The sequence below is a fragment of the Catenulispora sp. GP43 genome (assembly GCF_041260665.1).
Taxonomy (GTDB): Bacteria; Actinomycetota; Actinomycetes; order Streptomycetales; family Catenulisporaceae; genus Catenulispora.
The window spans coordinates 33,743-51,906 of sequence record NZ_JBGCCT010000016.1 but is presented as its reverse complement, the minus strand read 5'-3'; the positions used below and the strand labels follow the sequence as shown (position 1 = coordinate 51,906).

Genomic DNA, 18,164 nt, shown 5'->3' with positions numbered 1-18,164 from the left:
AGATCGGGCACTGAGAGAAGGGCGGGGCGGGATCGCGCGATCGCGGCGCGGTCCCGCCCCTATTCGGTCGCACCGACCACCGCGATCGCGCGGCGCCGGGTGAGCACCGCGGCGGGAACGAGCATGCCGCCGGACGGATCCGCGAGGGGCGGATCGCGGCGACCAGCGCGCCCAGGACCGACGTGCCGATCTCGATGCCGGCCACGATGAGCAGGGCCGCGACATCGGGGTGGAAGACGACCCGCGACGGCATGATCGCGTGGCGCAGTGCTGAAACCCAGACGGCGCCGAAGACCGTGCCCAGCAGATACCCGGCGATCGAGGACGGCACCGAGACGATCGCCGCCTGCAGCATGGCCGAGCGGCGGATCCGGGCCGGGGTCGCGCCGACGGCCCGCAGCAGGGCGATGTCGCGGGCCTGGCCGCCGATGACCAGGTTCATCGCGACGCCGACCACCAGGATCGACATGTACACCGAGACGCCGATGTCGCAGAGTACTGCTGGACTGGCCACCATACTCGCCACCAGCCATGGCGCGAGCGGGACCGCGCCGGTGCTGGAGGTGGTGACGCGCTGAGGGCTCGCGGCGCGGGCTGGAGGCGAGCGGGTCGCGGCGGGCAGCGCTAGGACGGGCGCTGCCAGCCCGGCGCACCGTCGACGACGACGATCTTCTCCCCTACTGCCACACCGTCCCGGACCCGGTAGGAGCGGTACTCCTCGCGGGCCTGCTCGTACGTGGAAACCACGAGGTAGTGCACATTCTCCTCGGTTGCGAACCGCAAACTCGTATCCGACAACGTGGCGCCGGCGCAATTCTGCGAGTAGTAGATGACGACCGGTTCCTCGTCACGCCGGTCCATCTCAATCCACGTCCGCAGTTGCTCCTCCGGGTCGAAGCTCCAGAAGCTCGTCGACGCCTCCGCGTTCCGCATCCGCACGAACCGCTCCGGACGATCCGAGTCGATCGGACCGGCCACCAGCCCGCACGCCATGTCAGGATGCTCGGCCCGCGCGTGGGCGAGGATCGAGTGCAGGATGTCGGCGGGGATGGTGAGCATGGGGTCATTCAACCGTGGCTGCGGCATCGGGACAATGGCGAACCAAGCGCTCGATGCTGCAATGAGCGCACAACTGAGGGTAAACACTTATATCGCCGGCATGGGCACCCGGAACGCATCCGGGTGCCCATGCTGCCGATACTCATACCTCAGGCGCCGGCACCCACCGCCAGCCGCTCCTCGATCGCCCCGATGATCGCGGGCCGCAGCTCGGCCGCCTTGATCACCGCGTCCACCGAGCCGACCTCGACCGCGCGGCGGATGTCGTGGATGCGGTCGAACTCCGCCGCCACTTCGCCGAGCTTCTCGGCGCGGACCGAGGTGCGCAGCTCGTCGAGTTCGGCGGTCAGGGCCGCGCGGTCGGTGCCGGTGGCGGCCGCTGTGCGCGCTTCCAGCTCGGTGATGCGAGTGTCGGCGGCGGTGCGGGCTGCGACGTCGCCGGAGAAGACCACAGCTGCTGCCGGGGCGCCGCCGAGCACCGAAGCGTAGGAGCCTTCGATGGCCAGGACCGTCATGGTCGGGTTGAGGGCCTTGGAGAAGACCACGAACGCGCCGCCGTGGTACCGCGAGATGACGCAGAACACGATCGGGCCTTGGAAGTTCACGATCGCGCGCCCGATCTCGGCGCCGTATTCCAGCTGGAGCTTGCGCATCGACTCCGGGGAGCCGTCGAACCCTGACAGGTTCGCCAGCACCACCAGCGGACGGTTGCCGCTCGCCGAGTTGATCGCGCGCGCCACCTTCTTCGACGAGCGCGGGAACAGCGTGCCGGCGGTGTAGGCGTCGGGGCCGTCGGTGGGCGGGAAGCCGCGGCGGGGCACCGGCTTGGACTCGATGCCCAGCAGGCACACCGGGCGGCCTCCCAGGTGGGCGTCCTGTACCACCGCGGTCTCGGCATCCGCCATGCCGGCCCAGCGTTCGAGGACCGGGTGGTCCTGGTCGGACAGGGCACGCATCACGGTCCTGATGTCGAATGCCTTCTTGCGCTCGGGGTTGGCCGAGGCGGAGAAGATGTCGCCGACGGTCTTGAAGTCGCTGCCCTCGACCGTGTGCAGGAAGTCGGAGACGTCGCGGTCGGTCGGGTCGGTCGTGAACGCCTGGCGCGGGGCGGATTCGCCGGGGGCGATGTAGGTGTGGTCGTAGTGCGCCATCAGGACATCGCGCGCGGCGGTCAGGTTCGGGGCCCAGTACTGCGCCTGGCCGTTCGGTCCCATCACCCGGTCATAGCCGCCGATGCCGAAGTTGTCCTCGGCCGAGACGCCACCGGAGAAGTCCAGCGCCTGCTTACCGGTCAGCACCATCGCAGAGTCCGGAGTCATGACCAGGACACCGCGCGTGTGCATCAGCATCGTGGCCTCGGCGTTCCAATACGGCTGCGCGCCGACATTGATGCCGTTCACCACCACATTGATCTCGCCGCCATCCTGGGTGAACTCCACGATCCGCTTCAACGCGGCCGCGACCCAGTCCATGTTCTCCGTACCCGACTGCATCGAGATGCGGGCACCGGAGGACAACGCGTACCACTCCACAGGAACCCGCATCTGCTCCGCGAGGTCCATAGCGGCGATCACGCGTCGGCATTCGGGCTCTGACAAAGCGCCCAAGGACTTGCTGGGGTCGCCGAGCAGAAGGACCCGCGTGACGCCCTCGGGGTAGCGCTCGGTCGCGGTGGTGATCACGCCCGCGACGATCGCGGCCCGGTTGAGACCCTTCGCCCGGTCGACCGGGACCAGCCGGTGGGCGTCGTCGAGGTCGTGTTCGGCGAAGTCCCCGAGCAGGCCGGTCAGTTCGTAGGGGTAGACCGTGTTGCGGGCGGCCGAGCGCAGGACCTTCTGCCGGTATCCCTCGATCGGTGCGATCGGCTCCTCGGGCGGGGCCCCGACCGTCAGTTCGCGCACGCCGGCCGCGCCGAAGGTGACGCGCACGGCCATCTTCTCCAGCCCGCCGGCGGCCGGGTCGCCGGTGCGGCCGATGAACAGGATCTCCTCCAGCCCGGCGCCGTCGGTGGTCGGCCGGACCCGGGCGAAGATGGCGTCGAGTTCGGCGCGGGTGAGGTTGATCGGCGGCCAGACGTAGACCACGATCCGGTTCGTGTCGGCGCGCTGCCCCGCCGACGACCGCGAGCGCGCGGCGCGGATCGAGTCCAGGCAGGCGGCGACGGCGTTCTCGGCGGTCGGCAGCGCGACCAGGCGGCCGTCGTCCTCCCGTAGCTCGGTCAGGTCGCGGACCTGGGTGAAGGCGATGAGACGGCCGTCGGCCGGGTTCTGCTTGGCGGCGCACTGGAACAGCTGGACGTCCTCGTCGGAGGAGGGCAGCCGGGTCAGGTCGAACTCGCTGAGCCGCTCGATCTGCATGCGCTGGGCGATGTAGGGGTGCAGCCCGCGGATCAGGCGGTCCTCGCGCAGCCCGTCGGGCGAGGGCCGGAAGGTGACGTGGTGGTGCATCACCGCGCCGCCGTGCCCGGCGATCGTCGCGGTCAGGCGCCGGATCTGCCACGGCAGCGGATGCGCGGTGACGGCCTCGTACAGCGCGGCCGCCATCGCGTCGTCGTCCTCCGGCTGCTTCTCCCAGGACAGGTAGACGTCCACGTCGACCGGCGGATCCTCGACGCCGGCCACTTGCGCGAGGCCGGCCAGCGCGTCGTCGAGCCCTTCGAAGCGGACCGCGACCGAGACCACCCGGGAGTCGGCGCGGTCGGCGACCACGAACCGGCAGCCGGCGGCGTCGGCGGTGCGGATGCCGGTCAGCCCCTTGTTGCCGTAGTACCTGCGGCTCAGGACCTCCAGCATCACCGTGTTGTCCAGCCCGGCGCGCACCAGCCGCTGGCCGAGCAGCCGGACCAGCGGTTCGGTGGCGCGCACCATCTCGGCGACCCGCTCGGCGCGGTCGGCGGCCTGCGGATTCTCGTCCAGGTAGCGCAGATGCCTGCGAACCCCGTCGTAGACCCGCGCGCGGTTGCGGCGCAGCAGCGGCTGCCCGAGCCAGGCGTAGACCACGCCGCGCGCCAGGTCGGCGACGTTCGGGAAGCGCACCTGTGTGGCGGCTATCAGGCGCTCCAGGACGAGCCCGACCGGCTGGCGCAGCGCCTGCGGCGGCGGGCCTTCCTGCAGCCACGCGCGCAGCAGGGCCGCGATCGCCGCGGCCTCGGAGGAGGCGCGCTGCTGGGCCAGGAAGACGCGGAACACCGCGGCTTCCAGCTCCGGCGCGGGCTTCAGGTCGGTGAGGCCGTAGTGCGCCAGCGCCTTGGCGAGCTTGGCTTCGAACGCCGGGGGCAGGCCCGCGCGCTCGGCGTCCAGGCTCCGCAGGTAGGTGTGGAAGTGCTCGCGGGCGCTGTGGACGTGGCCCTGGTCGTGGCCGCCGAACTCCTCGGCCGCCGGGCGGTTGCGGCTGAGCTCGGCGAGGTCGGCGAAGACCTCGACGAGCGCGATCTCCGCGGCCAGAACGGTCTGCGCGGCCTGCGGTTCCCGGCCTTCCTCGACGGCCTCCCGGCGCGCGGCGAGGTAGTCCTCCAGGACGCGGCGCTCATCGTGCGGGTCGACGTCGTAGCCGAGCAGCAGGCCGCGCAGGTCCTGCTGGCCGCGGGCCAGGCGCCGGGCCAGGGGGGCCGGGTCGGGGGCGGCGGGCAGGTCCAGAGCCGACGACGGGTCGGGGCCGGCGGAGGCAGCGGCGGAGGCAGCGGTGGAGGCAGCGGAAGCAGCGGAAGCAGCGGCCTCGCCGGAGCCGGCCTCGTCGTCGGCGACCGGCTCCAGCCGCAGCAGTGCCGCGCCGGCCTGCACCTGGCTGCCGACGGCCGTGGTGAGCTCCTTCAGGCGGGCCTTGAACGGCGCGCGCAGCACCGTCTCCATCTTCATGCTCTCCAGCACCAGCACCGGGGAACCGGCCTCGACCAGCGCCCCGACCTCGACCGGCGCGGCCACGACCAGTGCCGGGGCCGGGGAGCGGACCACGCCGCCCTCGTCGCGGCTGACCCGGTGCGCGACGCCGTCCACCTCGACGAGGTGGACCGGGCCGTGGGTGGCGGTGAGCAGGCGGTGGCGGCGGCCGTCGACGGTGATCCGGCCGGTGTGCCGGTCGAAGCGTTCGAGGCCGACGTCGGCGGTCCGGACTTCGTCCCCTGATGCGATCAGGACGCGGTACCGGTGCGCGTCGATCCGCGCGACGCGGACCCGGTGGCTCGCGCCGCGCAGCTTCAGGTCGAGCGGACGCCCGCTCTCGTGGCGGACCTGCGGACGGCCGCCGGAGGCGGTGTCCAGCAGCCGGCGCCGCTCCAGCGCCTCGGCCTCGCCGTAGGCCTCGATGGCGGCGGCCGCGAGCGCGACTCCGCTGTGCCGGTGCCGGACCAGGCCGCCCTCGGCGCGGACCCGGTCGATCCAGCCGGTGTCGGCGCTGCCGTCGATCACCTCGGGCCGGTCGAGCAGTTCCAGCACGAAGCTCTTGTTCGTGGCTCCGCCCTCGATGACGACAGAGGTCTGCGCCATGGCGTGACGCAGCCGGCCCAGGGCCTGCTCGCGGTCCCGGCCGTAGGCGATGACCTTGGCGATCATCGAGTCGAAGTCGGCCGGGATGACATCGCCCTGCGCCACTCCGGTGTCGACCCGGATACCGGGCCCGGCGGGCAGGTCCAGCCGGATGATCCGGCCCGGGGCCGGGGCGAAGTCGCGGTCCGGGTCCTCGGCGTTCAACCGCGCCTCGACGGCGTGTCCGCGCTCGGCCGGGGGCTCGCCGTCGAGCTTGCCGCCGGAGGCCACGTGCAACTGCGCGGCGACCAGGTCGAAGCCGGTGGTGCACTCGGTGATCGGGTGCTCGACCTGGAGCCGGGTGTTGACCTCCAGGAAGGCGAACTGCCGGCTCGCCTGGTGGTACAGGAACTCCACGGTCGCCGCGCCCCGATAGCCGACGGCCAGGGCCAGGCGCTCGGCCGAGGACTTCAGCTCCGCGGCCTGCTCGGGCGCCAGGACCGGCGAGGCCGACTCCTCGATGATCTTCTGGTTGCGGCGCTGGATCGAGCAGTCGCGCACGCCCAGGGCCCAGGCCGTGCCCTGGCCGTCGGCGATCACCTGGACCTCGACGTGCCGGGCCCCGGTGAGCAGCCGCTCCAGGAAGACGACGCCGGAGCCGAAGGCCCGCGCCGCCTCGGCGCTGGTGCGCTCGTAGGCGTCGGTCAGGGTCTCGGCGTCGTGCACCACGCGGATGCCGCGCCCGCCGCCGCCGGCGGTGGCCTTGAGCATCAGCGGGTAGCCGATGTCCTCGGCCGCGGCCAGCGCGGCGTCGAGGGTCTCCACCGCACCGCGGCTCCACGGCGCCACCGGCACGCCGACCTCCTCGGCGATCAGCTTCGCGCCGATCTTGTCGCCGAGCCGGCGCATCGCCTCGGGGTCCGGGCCGACGAAGGTGATGCCGATCCGGTCGCAGAGCTCTGCGAAGGCCGGGTCCTCGGCGACGAAGCCCCAGCCCACCCAGGCCGCGTCCGCGCCGGTGGCGAGCAGCGCGCGCTCCAGGATCTCCAGGTTCAGATACGGCCGGGCCGCGGCCGGCCCCAAGTCGTACCCGAGGTCGGCCTCGCGCACGAACGTGGCGGTCCGGTCGACGTCGGTGTACAGGGCGACGGTCTCGATCCGCTCCCCGGTCTCGGCGGCCAGGGCCCGCACGGCCTTGATGAGCCGCATCGCGGACTCCCCGCGGTTGACGATGGCGACACGTTTGAACACGCGACTGAACCTTCCTCGTCGAAGACACCCGTTGATGTGCCGCACAGCGATACCGACACCGACACCGAAACACCTATAGAGACAGCTCAGCCCCGGGCCCCGACCGCGGCGAGGGGGGAAGGCGCCGCGGCCGGAGCCGGGCCCGGGGGGCCGCCGTCGGCGCCGCTACCGGCGGCGCCGCGCCCGGTGCTCGAACAGCCGGAGCGTGCCGGGCACCGTGACGGCCAGGATGCCGACCCACCACAGCGACGCCGCGATCGCGGAGCCGCCCGACGGGGCGTCGGCCAGAAGCTTGCGGACGGCGTCGATCAGCGGCGTGAGCGGCTGATTGTCGACGACCGCGCGAAGAGCGGCGGGCATGGTCGCGGTCGGGACCATGGCGCTGGTGAGGTAGGGCACGAACACCAGGATCATGCCCAGGCCGTTGGCCCCCTCCACGGTCGTGGCGAGCACCCCGAGCAGGGCCGCGAGCCAGGACATGGCGATCGCCAGCAGCAGGAGCAGGCCGGCCGCGGCGAGCCAGCCGCCCAGGCCCGCGTGCGGGCGGAAGCCCACCGCCAGTCCGACCGCGATCATCACGGTCAGCGACACCACGTTGCGCAGCACCCCGGCGGCCACGTGCGCGATCAGCACCGCCGGGGTGGTGGCCGGCATCGACCGGAAGCGCTCGACCAGACCGCCGCGCAGGTCGGCGGTGACGCCGACGACGGTGGTGGTGGAGTTGAAGCCGATGGTGATGGCCATCAAGCCGGGCAGGACGTAGTCGATGTAGGGCTGTCCGCCGCCGTTGATCGCGCCGCCGAGCAGGTAGCGGAACAGCAGGGTCAGGATGATCGGCAGGGAGATCGCCTGGAAGAACTGCTCGGGGTTGCGCAGCAGGTGCTTCAGGTCGCGGCCGAGCAGGACCCGGCTGTCGGCCAGGGCGTGGCCCAGCTGCGAGCGCGGGATGCGGCCGGCGCCGATCGGGGCGCCGGAGCCGGTGCCGCCAGTCAGTCCGGAACCGGGTCCCGAGCCCGCTGCGCGTCCGCGTCCGGTCAGGGTCGTCGTCATCTCGCCTCTCCCCCGCGGTCGGCGGTCAGGGTCAGGAACACGTCGTCGAGCGTCGGCGCCTGCAACCGCACCGACAGCAGCGGCAGGCCGATGTCGTCGGCCTCGTTCAGCAGCCGGCGCACCTGCGCCGGATCCTCGACCGCCACGCTGACGCGGCTGCCGTCCAGGCCGGTCCCGCCGGTCAGGCTCAGGGCCCGGGCGACCGCCGCGGCGTCGGGCAGCGTGAGCACCAGGCGCTCGCTGCCGATCCGCCGCTTGAGCTCGTCGGGGGTACCGTCGGCGACGATGCGGCCGCCGTCGAGCACGACGATCCGGTCGGCCAGTTCGTCAGCCTCGTCCAGGTACTGGGTGGTCAGCAGGATCGTGGTGCCGGCGGCCAGCAGCTTCCTGATGGTCTCCCACAGGGCCTGCCGGCTGCGCGGGTCCAGGCCGGTGGTCGGCTCGTCCAGGAACAGCACCGCGGGCGAGCCGAGCAGGCTCACGGCGATGTCCAGGCGGCGGCGCATCCCGCCGGAGTAGGAGGACACCGGCTTGTCGGCGGCCTCGGTGAGCCCGAAGACCTCCAGCAGCCGGGCGGCGCGGGCCTGCGCGGCGTCCTTGCCCAGGTGGAACAGCCGGCCCATCAGGACCAGGTTCTCGTGGCCGGTGAGCATCTCGTCGACCGCGGCGTCCTGGCTGGTCAGGCCGATCACCTCGCGGACGTCGCGGGTCTGGGAGCGCACGTCGAACCCCTCGATGACGGCGGTGCCGGCATCGGGGGCGTCCAGGGTGGCCAGGACGCGCACCAGCGTGGTCTTGCCGGCGCCGTTCGCGCCGAGCAGGGCGAGCAAAGTGCCGCGCTCAACGCTCAGATCGACGCCGCACAGAACCTCGTGGTCGCCGTAGGATTTCCTCAGGCCGGTGGCCTCGATCGCGTATTCACCGCTCATCCGTATCGCCTCTTTCGCACGGTCCGGCGATCGCAAAGCTAGCGGCGGCCACCGCCGCAATCACACCCCTTAGGGTCCCCTAGCCGCACACATGAACGACGAACGAATTCCCGCCGATTCGTCCGACTCGATACAGGGTGGAGTTTTTCCTACCAAGGCCGGGGTGTTTTCACCCCTGTATCCCGTCCATGCGTACAGGATCCTCGTAAGCGGCAGGAACAGACGCCTCCCAGGGAGGAACGATGACCCGAGCACCCGCACAGGACGCGGCCGGACCGGGCCGCCGGCGTCGCCGGGGCCGCCGGGGCCGCCCCCGATCTGAGCTCGGACATCTGCCGCGGATCGGGCGCCGTGAGCGCCTCGAACCGGTACACAGGCCGGTATCTGCCAGTATTTCTCGACTATTCGATGAATGATAACCCTGGTGTGGACCATCGGCGGCCGACGCTGTCAGTACTCTGATCGCTCAGATGTCCGAGTCCGCCGTCCGCCACGCCGCTGTCGCGGCTGGAGGACAACCGGGCGCGCGTCAACGGCGACGCCGGCCCGCGAAAACCGCGGCCGAAATCAGGGGGCTGAGGCAATTCGAGGATGCGTGCTGTCGGTCCGGGGAGTGCCGTTCGCGGCAGGGGAGCTCACCGGACCATTGTCGGTTTCCGACCAGCGATCAGTCCATGGGCAAAGGGATCAGCTGAAGACAAGCGGGTGGGGATCATGCTTACGACGAAAGCGGATGAGTATTTCGGACCCCTACGGGGGCGCGCGCGCCCCCGACACACCGGCCCGGCACACGCCCGGACGGCCTCGCCGCTGGAACCGGACGAGGCCCTGGCCCTGCTCCAGAACCTGCTGGCGGCCGGCACCCTGGCGGGTCCCGGACAGCTGGCGGTGCTCAGCGGCGGCATCGCCAGCGGCAAGACCCAGGTGATGCACGCCTTCGGCCAGGCCGCGGCCGCGGCCGGCGTGCTGACGCTGAGCGCCACCGGCGCGGCCGACGAACAGCACGACTTCGGCGTGGTGGAGCAGTTGCTGGCCGGCTCGGCGCAGTCCGCCGAGGCCGCGCACCGGATCGCGCCGGTCCCGGGCCACGCGGACGTCCGGCTGCGGGAGGACTGGCAGGCCGGCATGCGCAGCTGGGCCGACGACGCCGCCGCGGTGCGCGGCATCCGCCAGATCCTGCTGGACCTGGCCACCGAACGGCCGGTCGTCATCCTGGTCGACGACCTGAACTACGCGGACATCCTCTCCTTGCAGATCCTGCTGCAACTCCAGCGGCGGATCCGGTCCACCAGGCTCCTGATGGTCCTCAGCCAGCCCGACCGGCCGGCCGACCACCCGCTGCCGCACTGGGTGCGCACCGGGCTGCTCCCGCAGCACCACATCCGGCTGACGCCGATGACCGAGCACTCGATCCGCAACCGCGTCCACGCCGCGCTCGGCCCGGCCGGCGAGGTGGTGGCCACCGACATCGCCTTCCCCTCGGACCTGCTGGCCGACCCGGAGGAGACCGGGACCTGGTTCGAGACCGAAGGCGCCGGGGACGACACCGGGGACGATTCCGAGGACCCCGCCGCGCGGGGCCAGTCCGCCTGCGACCTGGCCGCCCTGGTCCACCGGCTCAGCGGCGGCAACCCGCTGCTGGTCCAGGCCCTGATCGACGACTGCGCCGAGGGCGGCACGGACCGGGTCCCCGGCGCCGGCTACACGCACGCCGTGTCCACCCTGCTCAGCCGGCGCGACCCGCTGCTGTCGAAGGTGGCCGGCGCACTGGCGGTGCTCGACGGCGACGGCGCGGCGGAGACCGTGGCCGAGATCGCCGAGCTCGAGCGGCCCGTCGCGGTCGCGGTCCTGTCCGTCCTCACCGCGGCCGGCCTGCTCGCCGACGGCGCCTTCCGGCACCCGGCGGCGGCCCAGGCGGCCCTGGCCTGCCTGACCCCGGCGGTCCTGTCCGACCTGCACATCCGGGCCGCGGAGCTGAAGTACCGCCGCGCCGCCCCGGTCGGCGAGATCGCCCGCCACCTGGTCGCCTCCGCCGACGCACCCCCCGGCTGGGCCTTCCCGGTACTCTGCGCCGCCGCCGACCACGCCATGCTCGGCGACGAACCGATCTTCGCCCAGCGCTGCCTGGAACTCGCCCTGGACCTGGCCGCCGGCCCCGAACAGCGCCGCGCCGTCCTGGGCATGCTGGCCGGCGGCATGTTCCGGGTCAATCCCCTGATCACCCAGTCCTACCTCGCGGCGCTGCGCCAGGAGATCCGCGAGGAGTCCGCCGACCACCCGAGCCCCCCGGGCCCCGCCCGGGCCGACACCGGATCGCTGAGCGCCCGCCAGACCGAGTCGACAGTCCTGGCCCGCATGGCGCTGTGGAACGGCGACGAGGCCGGCTTCGCCCAGGCCCTGGACTCCCTGCGCAGCGGCCCCGATCCGCTGGACCCGCAGTCCGAGGCGGTGCTCATGCTGGCCCATCAGTGGTGCTTCGGCCCGCCGCGCTCCCAGCTGACCGAGGACGCCGAACCGGCCGACGTCGATCCCTGGATCGGCACCGCCCGCAGCCTGGCCAGCATCTGGGCGCACGGCGGCGGCACCCAGGCCAGCGCGAGCGCCGAGCAGATCCTGTGGAACTGCCGGCTGTCCGACACCACCTTCGAGGCCCTGCTCACGGCCATCACCGCGCTGGCCTACGGCGGCAAGGCCGAGCTGGCCGAACAGTGGTGCGCCGAGCTGAGCAGCAAAGCCGCCGCCCGCGGCGCGGTGACCTGGCAGGCGATGATCGACGGCGTCTGGTCCGGCATCAGTCTGCGCCGCGGCGACATCGCCACCGCCATCGCCCTGGGCGAGTCCTCCCTCAAAATGTTGAGCTGGGGCGTCCCGGTCGGCTACCCGCTGACCACCCTGATCGGCGCGTACACGGCGACCCGCGACTTCGACCGCGTCGAGGAGACCCTGCGCCACCCGGTGCCGGACACCGTCTTCAACACCGTGTGCGGCCTGCGCTACCTGCGCGCCCGTGCCCGCTACCACCTGGCCGCCGACCGTCCGCTGGCGGCCATCACCGATATCCACGAATGCCGCCGCATGATGGTCCGCCGCGACCTGGACCTCCCCGTCCTGGTCCCCTGGCGCAGCGACCTGGCCGAGGCCTACCTGAAGATGGGCAACAGCACCTTCGCCCTGGGCCTGGCCCGCCAACAACTCGAGCTCTCCCCCGAATCCGACTCCTACTCCCGAGGCGAGGCCCTCCTGGTCCTGGCCCAGGCCACCGCCACCGAGAACCGCGAAGAGCGCGGCCGCCAGGCGGTGGCGTCCCTGGAGGCGGCCGGCGACCGCCTCGCCCTGGCCCGCGCACTGAAACTGCTCGGCCTGCCCGGCCCCCAGCCGACGACCGTCGGCACCACCACGGTGAACCTGGAGGAGGCACGCAACCGCCTCAGAGCCCCGGCCCCGTCGGCGGGCATCGCAGGAGACGTGGAACGCGAACCCACGGACTCCACCGCACTGAGCGAGGCGGAACTGCGCGTGGCGCGGCTGGCCGTGATGGGCCGCACCAACCGCCAGATCGGCAACGCGCTGTTCATCACGGTGAGCACGGTCGAGCAGCACCTGACCAGGATCTACAAGAAGCTGGGGATACGGGGCCGCAGCGACCTGCCGGCGACCCTGTCGTCCATCTGACCGCGACGCCTGACCCCCCACGCCAGACGTCGAGGTGAGGAATCCCGCTGACCGCCTGCCCCCCGGGCGGTCAGCGGGATCTTTTTCGGGTTCGGGGTGAGGCAGGACTGCTGGCTGAGCGCTAATCCCCGAGCTCATCATCGAGAATGCCGAACAGCTCCTCGGCGCTGACCGCGTCCAGATCGTCGACGGCCGGGGCATCGGTGATCTCGCCACCGCCCGCCGTACCGCCCGCGCCGGCCATCGCCGCCGCCAGAGCGCGCAGGCGGCTTGCCGCATCGGCGCGCTCGGCGTCGGACAGGGCGTCGGCGAGCGCTCCGGAGTCCAGCAGCGTACGCAGCCCGGCCAGGTGGCCGGCCAGCTCGGATCCGGCGCCGGGCAGGTCCTTGCCGAGGCGTGCCGCCAGGGTGGAGACCGCCGGGTAGTCGAAGACTGTCGTGGCCGACAGGCGGTGGCCGGTGATGGCCTCCAGGCGGTTGCGCAGCTCGATCGCGGTCAGCGAGTCCAGGCCGAGTTCCAGAAAGCCCTTGTCGGGATCGACGGCCTCGGGACGGTCGTGGCCGAGGACCGCGGCCGTGGCGGCACGGACCATGGCGATCAGGGCGTCGGCGCGGTCGTGGCCGCTCAGCGCCGCGATGCGGGCCCATTCGCCGCCCGCCACACGCGCCGAGCCACTGCCCGAGCCCGCCGCGGTCCTGCGACGTGCCGTGCCGGGAATCAGGTTCCGCAACATGGGCGCGACAGCACCGCCGTCTGGGCCGGCCTGCGCCCGAAGCGCCTCCACATCCAATTTCACCGGCACCAGCAGCGGCTCACCGAGCCCGACCGCGCGGTCGAACAAAGCCAGCCCCTCAGCCACCGAAAGCTCCAGCACACCACCACGAGCCAACCGCGCCCGATCAGAACCGGCCAACCCGGCACCCATCCCGCCGCCGGCTTCGCCCCACAAGCCCCAGGCCAGACTCAGCCCCGCCGCACCATCACCAGCACGCCGACTGGCCAGCGCGTCAAGGAACGCGTTACCGGCCGCGTAGCTCCCCTGACCCGCAGCGCCAAGCACACCGCTGACCGAAGAGAAGAGCACGAACATCGCCAGCTCGCGATCCGCCGTCACCGCGTGCAGGTTCCACGCCGCGTCGATCTTCGGCCGCAGCACCGCCGCCATCCGCTCCGACGTCAACGACGCGATCACGCCGTCGTCGACCACCCCGGCGGCATGCACCACAGCCGTGAGCGGACGCCGCTCCGGGATCGCGGTGAGCACCTGCCGCAGCGCGTCTTGATCGGCGACGTCACACGCCGCGACCAGCACCTCGGCGCCGAGCTTGGCCAGCTCCGCGGCGACCGCGCCGGCGCCGGGGGCGTCCGGGCCGCCGCGGCTGACCAGCAGCAGGTTCCGCGCGCCGTACTCGGTCACCAGATGCCGGGCCAGCGCGGCGCCGAGCGCGCCGGTGCCGCCGGTGATGAGAACCGTGCCGTCCGGATCCAGAGCACGGCCCTCACTCGGCGCCGCCGCCCGCCGTGCCAGGCGCGGCACGGTAGCCACGCCCGAACGCACCGCGATGCAGGGCTCGTCGGTGTGCAGAACACTCAGCGGCAGTTCGCCCTGAAGGTCCAGCAAGACGAAGCGGTCGGGATACTCCTGCTGGGCCGCGCGAATCAGGCCCCACACCGGAGCGTTCACGAGGTCTGAGACTGGATCGCCCGGACCGGCGGCGACCGCGCCCCGGGTCACCACAACGAGTCGGGTGTCGGCGAAACGCGCGTCGGCGGCCCACTCCTGCACCAAAGCCAGCATCCGCTCAGCGGCAGCGCGCGCCGCCGCCGCGTTCTGCGCCTCGGGCGGGGCGAAACAGGGGACGAAGACGGTCGCGACATCCGACACCGAATCGGCCAACGCCGCCAGATCGGCGTAGCGCCTCACCGAATGCTCAGCTGCCTCGACCGCCGCCCCGAGCCCCATCTCATCGGCGCCGAGGACGGCATAAGTGGCCGTCGCGGACTGCCCGAGATCGCCGAGAGGCACCCAATCAAGACCGAACAACGTGTCCGCGCCGGCAGCGGCGACAGCCGCAGGCGCCGGCAGCGGCCGGAAGAGAAGCTCCGCGACGCTCAACACCGGCCGGCCGTCGAAGTCGGCCACGCTGATGGCCATCGCATCAGGGCCCTGAACAGCGATCCGCACCCGCAGCGCCGCGGCACCCGCGGCGTGCAGCCGCACCCCCGACCACGAGAACGGGACCATCCCCCGCTCCGTCTGCGGCCCAGCGAAGCTGATCGCCTGCAGGGCCGCATCGAGCAGCGCCGGATGCAGGCCGAAGGAGCCCGGCTCCATCTGCTCCGCGTCGGGCAGCGCGACTTCGGCGTAGATCTCCTCGCCTCGTGTCCAGGTTGCGGTCAGTCCGCGGAAGGCGGGGCCGTAGTTGTAGCCCTGCTCGGCGAGTGCCGGATACACCTCGGAGAGATCCAGACTCACAGCGCCGGCCGGGGGCCATTCTCGTGGAACAGCCTCGGGCTCGAATCCCGCCTCTTCGGGCGCGAGAACGCCGACCGCATGCCGAGTCCACACCTGCGCGTCCCCCGGACGCGAATGAATGGCCACGCCACAGCGGCCGTTCTCGTCCGGGGCATCCACCGCGACCCGCAGATCCCTGCCAGCCGAACCGCCGGCTGTCCCGTCAGCCGAACCGTCAGCCGTCCCGTCGAGCACCAGCGGGGCTTCCAGCGTCAGCTCCTCCAGCACCGAACAGCCGACCTCATCACCGGCCCGGACCGCCAGCTCGACCCAGCCGGACCCCGGCACCATCACCGCGCCGTGCACCGCATGGTCGGCCAGCCACGGCCAGGTGTCGCGAGAGACCCGGCCGGTCAACATCACGCCACCGGATCCGGGCATCTCCACGACCGCACCGAGCAGCGGATGCCCCGCGCCGACCTGGCCGACGCCGGCCGGGTCCGTGGCCGCCGCCCGCTTCGCGGAACGCCCCAGCCAATACTCCCGCTGGTCGAATCCGTACGTCGGCAAGTCCGCCCGGCGCGCGCCGCTGCCGTCGTAGTACGCGCGCCAGTCGACGACCGCGCCGTGTGCGTGCAGCGCGCCCAGCGCCGACAGGACCGACGTCTGCTCCGCGCGGTCCTTGCGCAGCATCGCCACGGCGAGGATGCCCTCGGCGTCGTCCAGGCACTGGCCGACCAGCGCGGTCAGGGTCGCGTCCGGCCCGAGTTCGACGAACCGGGTCACCCCTTGATCGCGCAGTGCCTCCACCCCGTCGGCGAAGCGCACCGTCTCGCGCACGTGCCGGACCCAGTACTCAGGGTCCTGCAACTCTCCCGGCGACACCACGGCGCCGGTCAGGTTCGACACGACCGGGATCTGCGCGGGCCCGTAAGCCAGGCCCCGGGCCACCGCGCGGAACTCCTCGAGCATCGGCTCCATCAGCGCCGAATGGAAAGCGTGCGAAACCGGCAGCTGCCGTGTCCGCTCGAACCCGGCGGCGACCTTCGCGACCGCCTCGGCCTCCCCGGACACCACGACCGACCGCGGCCCGTTGACCGCCGCGATGTCCGCGCCGCCGACCAGCGCGGCCCGCACCTCGGCCGCGCCGGCCGCGATCGCGATCATCGCGCCGCCGGCGGGCAGCGCCTGCATCAGGCGGCCTCGAGCGGCGACCAGGGCGCAGGCGTCGGGCAGTGACCAGACGCCGGCCGCGTGGGCCGCCGCGAGCTCGCCGATCGAGTGTCCGGCGACGAAATCCGGGCGCAGGCCCCAGGATTCGGCCAGCCGGTAGAGCGCGACCTCCACGGCGAACAGCGCGGCCTGGGTGTAGCCGGTCTGCTCCAGCGCCTGGGCGTCGGCGGCGATGACGTCGCGGATCGGGCGGTCCAGGTGCCGGTCGAGCTCGGCGCAGACCTCGTCGAAGGCGGCTGCGAACGCGGGGAAGGCCGCGGCGGCGTCGGCACCCATGCCGATCCGCTGCGCGCCCTGACCGGTGAACAGGAACGCCGTCGCGCCGCCGGGACGCACCACGCCGCCGAGCACGGCCGAGGACTCGCGACCGTCGGCGATCGCGGCCAGGCCGTCGAGCAGAGCCTCGCGGTCGGCGCCGAGGACCACCGCACGATGGTCGAGAGCGGCGCGAGTGGTGGCCAAGGAGTAGGCGACGTCGAGCGGGTCGGTCGCCGGACCCAGGTCTTGCTGCTGGAGGTAGGCGCGCAGCCGGGATGCCTGCAGCGGCAACGATTCGGCGCTGTGTGCCGACACCGGCCACAGCAGCGGCCCCGGCGCGCTCGACATGCCCGGTGCACTCGACATGCCCGATGCGCCCGAATCGTCAAGCGGCTCCCGGACCGGCTCCTCGGCCTTGAACTCTTCCAGAATCACATGCGCGTTGGTCCCGCTGATCCCGAACCCGGACACCCCGGCCCGCCGTACCCGCTCCCCCGCCGGCCACGGCACGGCCTCGGTCAACAGCTCGACCTGCCCCGCCGTCCAGTCGACGTGTTCCGAGGCGTTCTCGCTGTGCAGGCTCCGGGGCAGCACCCCGTGCCGCATCGCCATCAGCATCTTGATGATCCCGGCGGCACCGGCGGCGGCCTGGGCGTGGCCCATGTTCGACTTCACCGACCCCAGCCACAGCGGCTGGCCGTCGGAGCGCTCCCGGCCGTAGGTCGCCAGCAGCGCCTGGGCCTCGATCGGGTCGCCGAGGCGGGTGCCGGTGCCGTGACCGTCCACGGCGTCCACGTCCGCGGCGCTCAGGCCCGCGTCGGCGAGCGCGGCGCGGATGACGCGCTGCTGCGAGGGTCCGTTCGGGGCGGTGAAGCCGCTGGAGGCGCCGTCGGAATTCACTGCCGAGCCGCGGACCAGGCCGAGTATGCGGTGGCCGTTGCGGACCGCGTCCGAGAGCCGTTCGACCACCAGCACGCCGACGCCCTCGGCCCAGCCGACGCCGTCGGCCGAGGCCGAGTACGACTTGCAGCGCCCGTCCCTGGCCAGGCCGCGCTGGCGGGAGAACTCGATGAACGCCTCGGGCGTGGCCATCACCGTCACCCCGCCGGCCAGGGCCAGCGAGCACTCGCCGCGGCGCAGCGCCTGCATCGCCAGGTGCAGACCGACCAGCGAGGAGGAGCAGGCGGTGTCCACGGTCAGCGACGGGCCCTCCAGGCCCAGGGTGTAGGAGACCCGGCCGGAGACCACGCTCAGCTCGGTGCTGGTCAGCAGGTAGCCCTCGGCGGTCGCGGCCTCGGCGCCGCGCACGCCGTAGTCGGAGAAGCTGCATCCGGCGAACACCCCGGTGGCGCTGCCGCGCAAGGCCACCGGGTCGATGCCGGCGTCTTCCAGCGCCTCCCAGGAGCACTGCAGGAACAGGCGCTGCTGCGGGTCCATGGCCAGCGCCTCGCGCGGGGAGATGCCGAAGAACGCGGCGTCGAACCGCGCGGCGCCGGTGACGAACCCGCCGGAGCGCGAGTACGAGGTGCCGGGATGCTCGGGGTCGGGGTCGTAGATGCCGTCGAGGTCCCAGCCGCGGTCGCCCGGGAAGTCGCCGATGGCGTCGATGCCGCCGCCGACCTGGGCCCACAGCGCGTCGGCGGTGTCGACGCCGCCGGGGTAGCGGCAGCCGACGCCGACCACCGCGACCGGCTCGGAGGCGGCGGCCGCGGTGGCGGTCAGTTGGTGGTTCTGCCGGCGCAGCCGCTTGGTCTCCTTCAGGGACGCGCGCAACGCCTCGGCCAGTTGCTCGGTGGA

Annotated in this window: 5 protein-coding genes and 2 pseudogenes; 1 reads left to right on the top strand and 6 read right to left on the bottom strand. The window is 72.6% G+C overall.

The features are described from left to right. Positions 1–196: 196 nt before the first annotated feature. The 5 genes and pseudogenes from ABH926_RS29170 to ABH926_RS29150 form a co-directional block, all read right to left on the bottom strand. Positions 197–442: pseudogene (locus ABH926_RS29170) on the bottom strand (FtsX-like permease family protein); the annotation flags it as partial. Positions 443–624: 182 nt separating this feature from the next. Further along, positions 625–1,059: a Mov34/MPN/PAD-1 family protein gene (locus ABH926_RS29165; RefSeq protein ID WP_370369039.1), complete on the bottom strand. Its 435-nt coding sequence runs from the start codon at positions 1,057–1,059 to the stop codon at positions 625–627. Between the two features lie 149 nt (positions 1,060–1,208). Next, positions 1,209–6,770, bottom strand: a complete 5,562-nt coding sequence (locus ABH926_RS29160; protein ID WP_370369038.1) for a carboxyl transferase domain-containing protein — start codon at positions 6,768–6,770, stop codon at positions 1,209–1,211. 165 nt (positions 6,771–6,935) lie between these two features. Then, positions 6,936–7,820, bottom strand: coding sequence for an ABC transporter permease (locus tag ABH926_RS29155; RefSeq protein WP_370369036.1), 885 nt, complete (start codon positions 7,818–7,820; stop codon positions 6,936–6,938). Further along, positions 7,817–8,749: an ATP-binding cassette domain-containing protein gene (locus ABH926_RS29150; protein ID WP_370369035.1), complete on the bottom strand. Its 933-nt coding sequence runs from the start codon at positions 8,747–8,749 to the stop codon at positions 7,817–7,819. The genes ABH926_RS29155 and ABH926_RS29150 overlap by 4 nt, the downstream gene beginning before the upstream one ends. Before the next feature lie 714 nt (positions 8,750–9,463). On the opposite strand from ABH926_RS29150, the gene ABH926_RS29145 reads away from it, so the two are divergent. Then, the gene (locus ABH926_RS29145; RefSeq protein WP_370369033.1) at positions 9,464–12,421 is read left to right on the top strand and encodes an AAA family ATPase; all 2,958 of its coding nucleotides are present in this window, start codon (positions 9,464–9,466) and stop codon (positions 12,419–12,421) included. Between the two features lie 121 nt (positions 12,422–12,542). On the opposite strand, the pseudogene ABH926_RS29140 reads toward ABH926_RS29145, so the two are convergent. Then, a pseudogene (locus tag ABH926_RS29140) lies at positions 12,543–18,164 on the bottom strand (type I polyketide synthase); the annotation flags it as partial.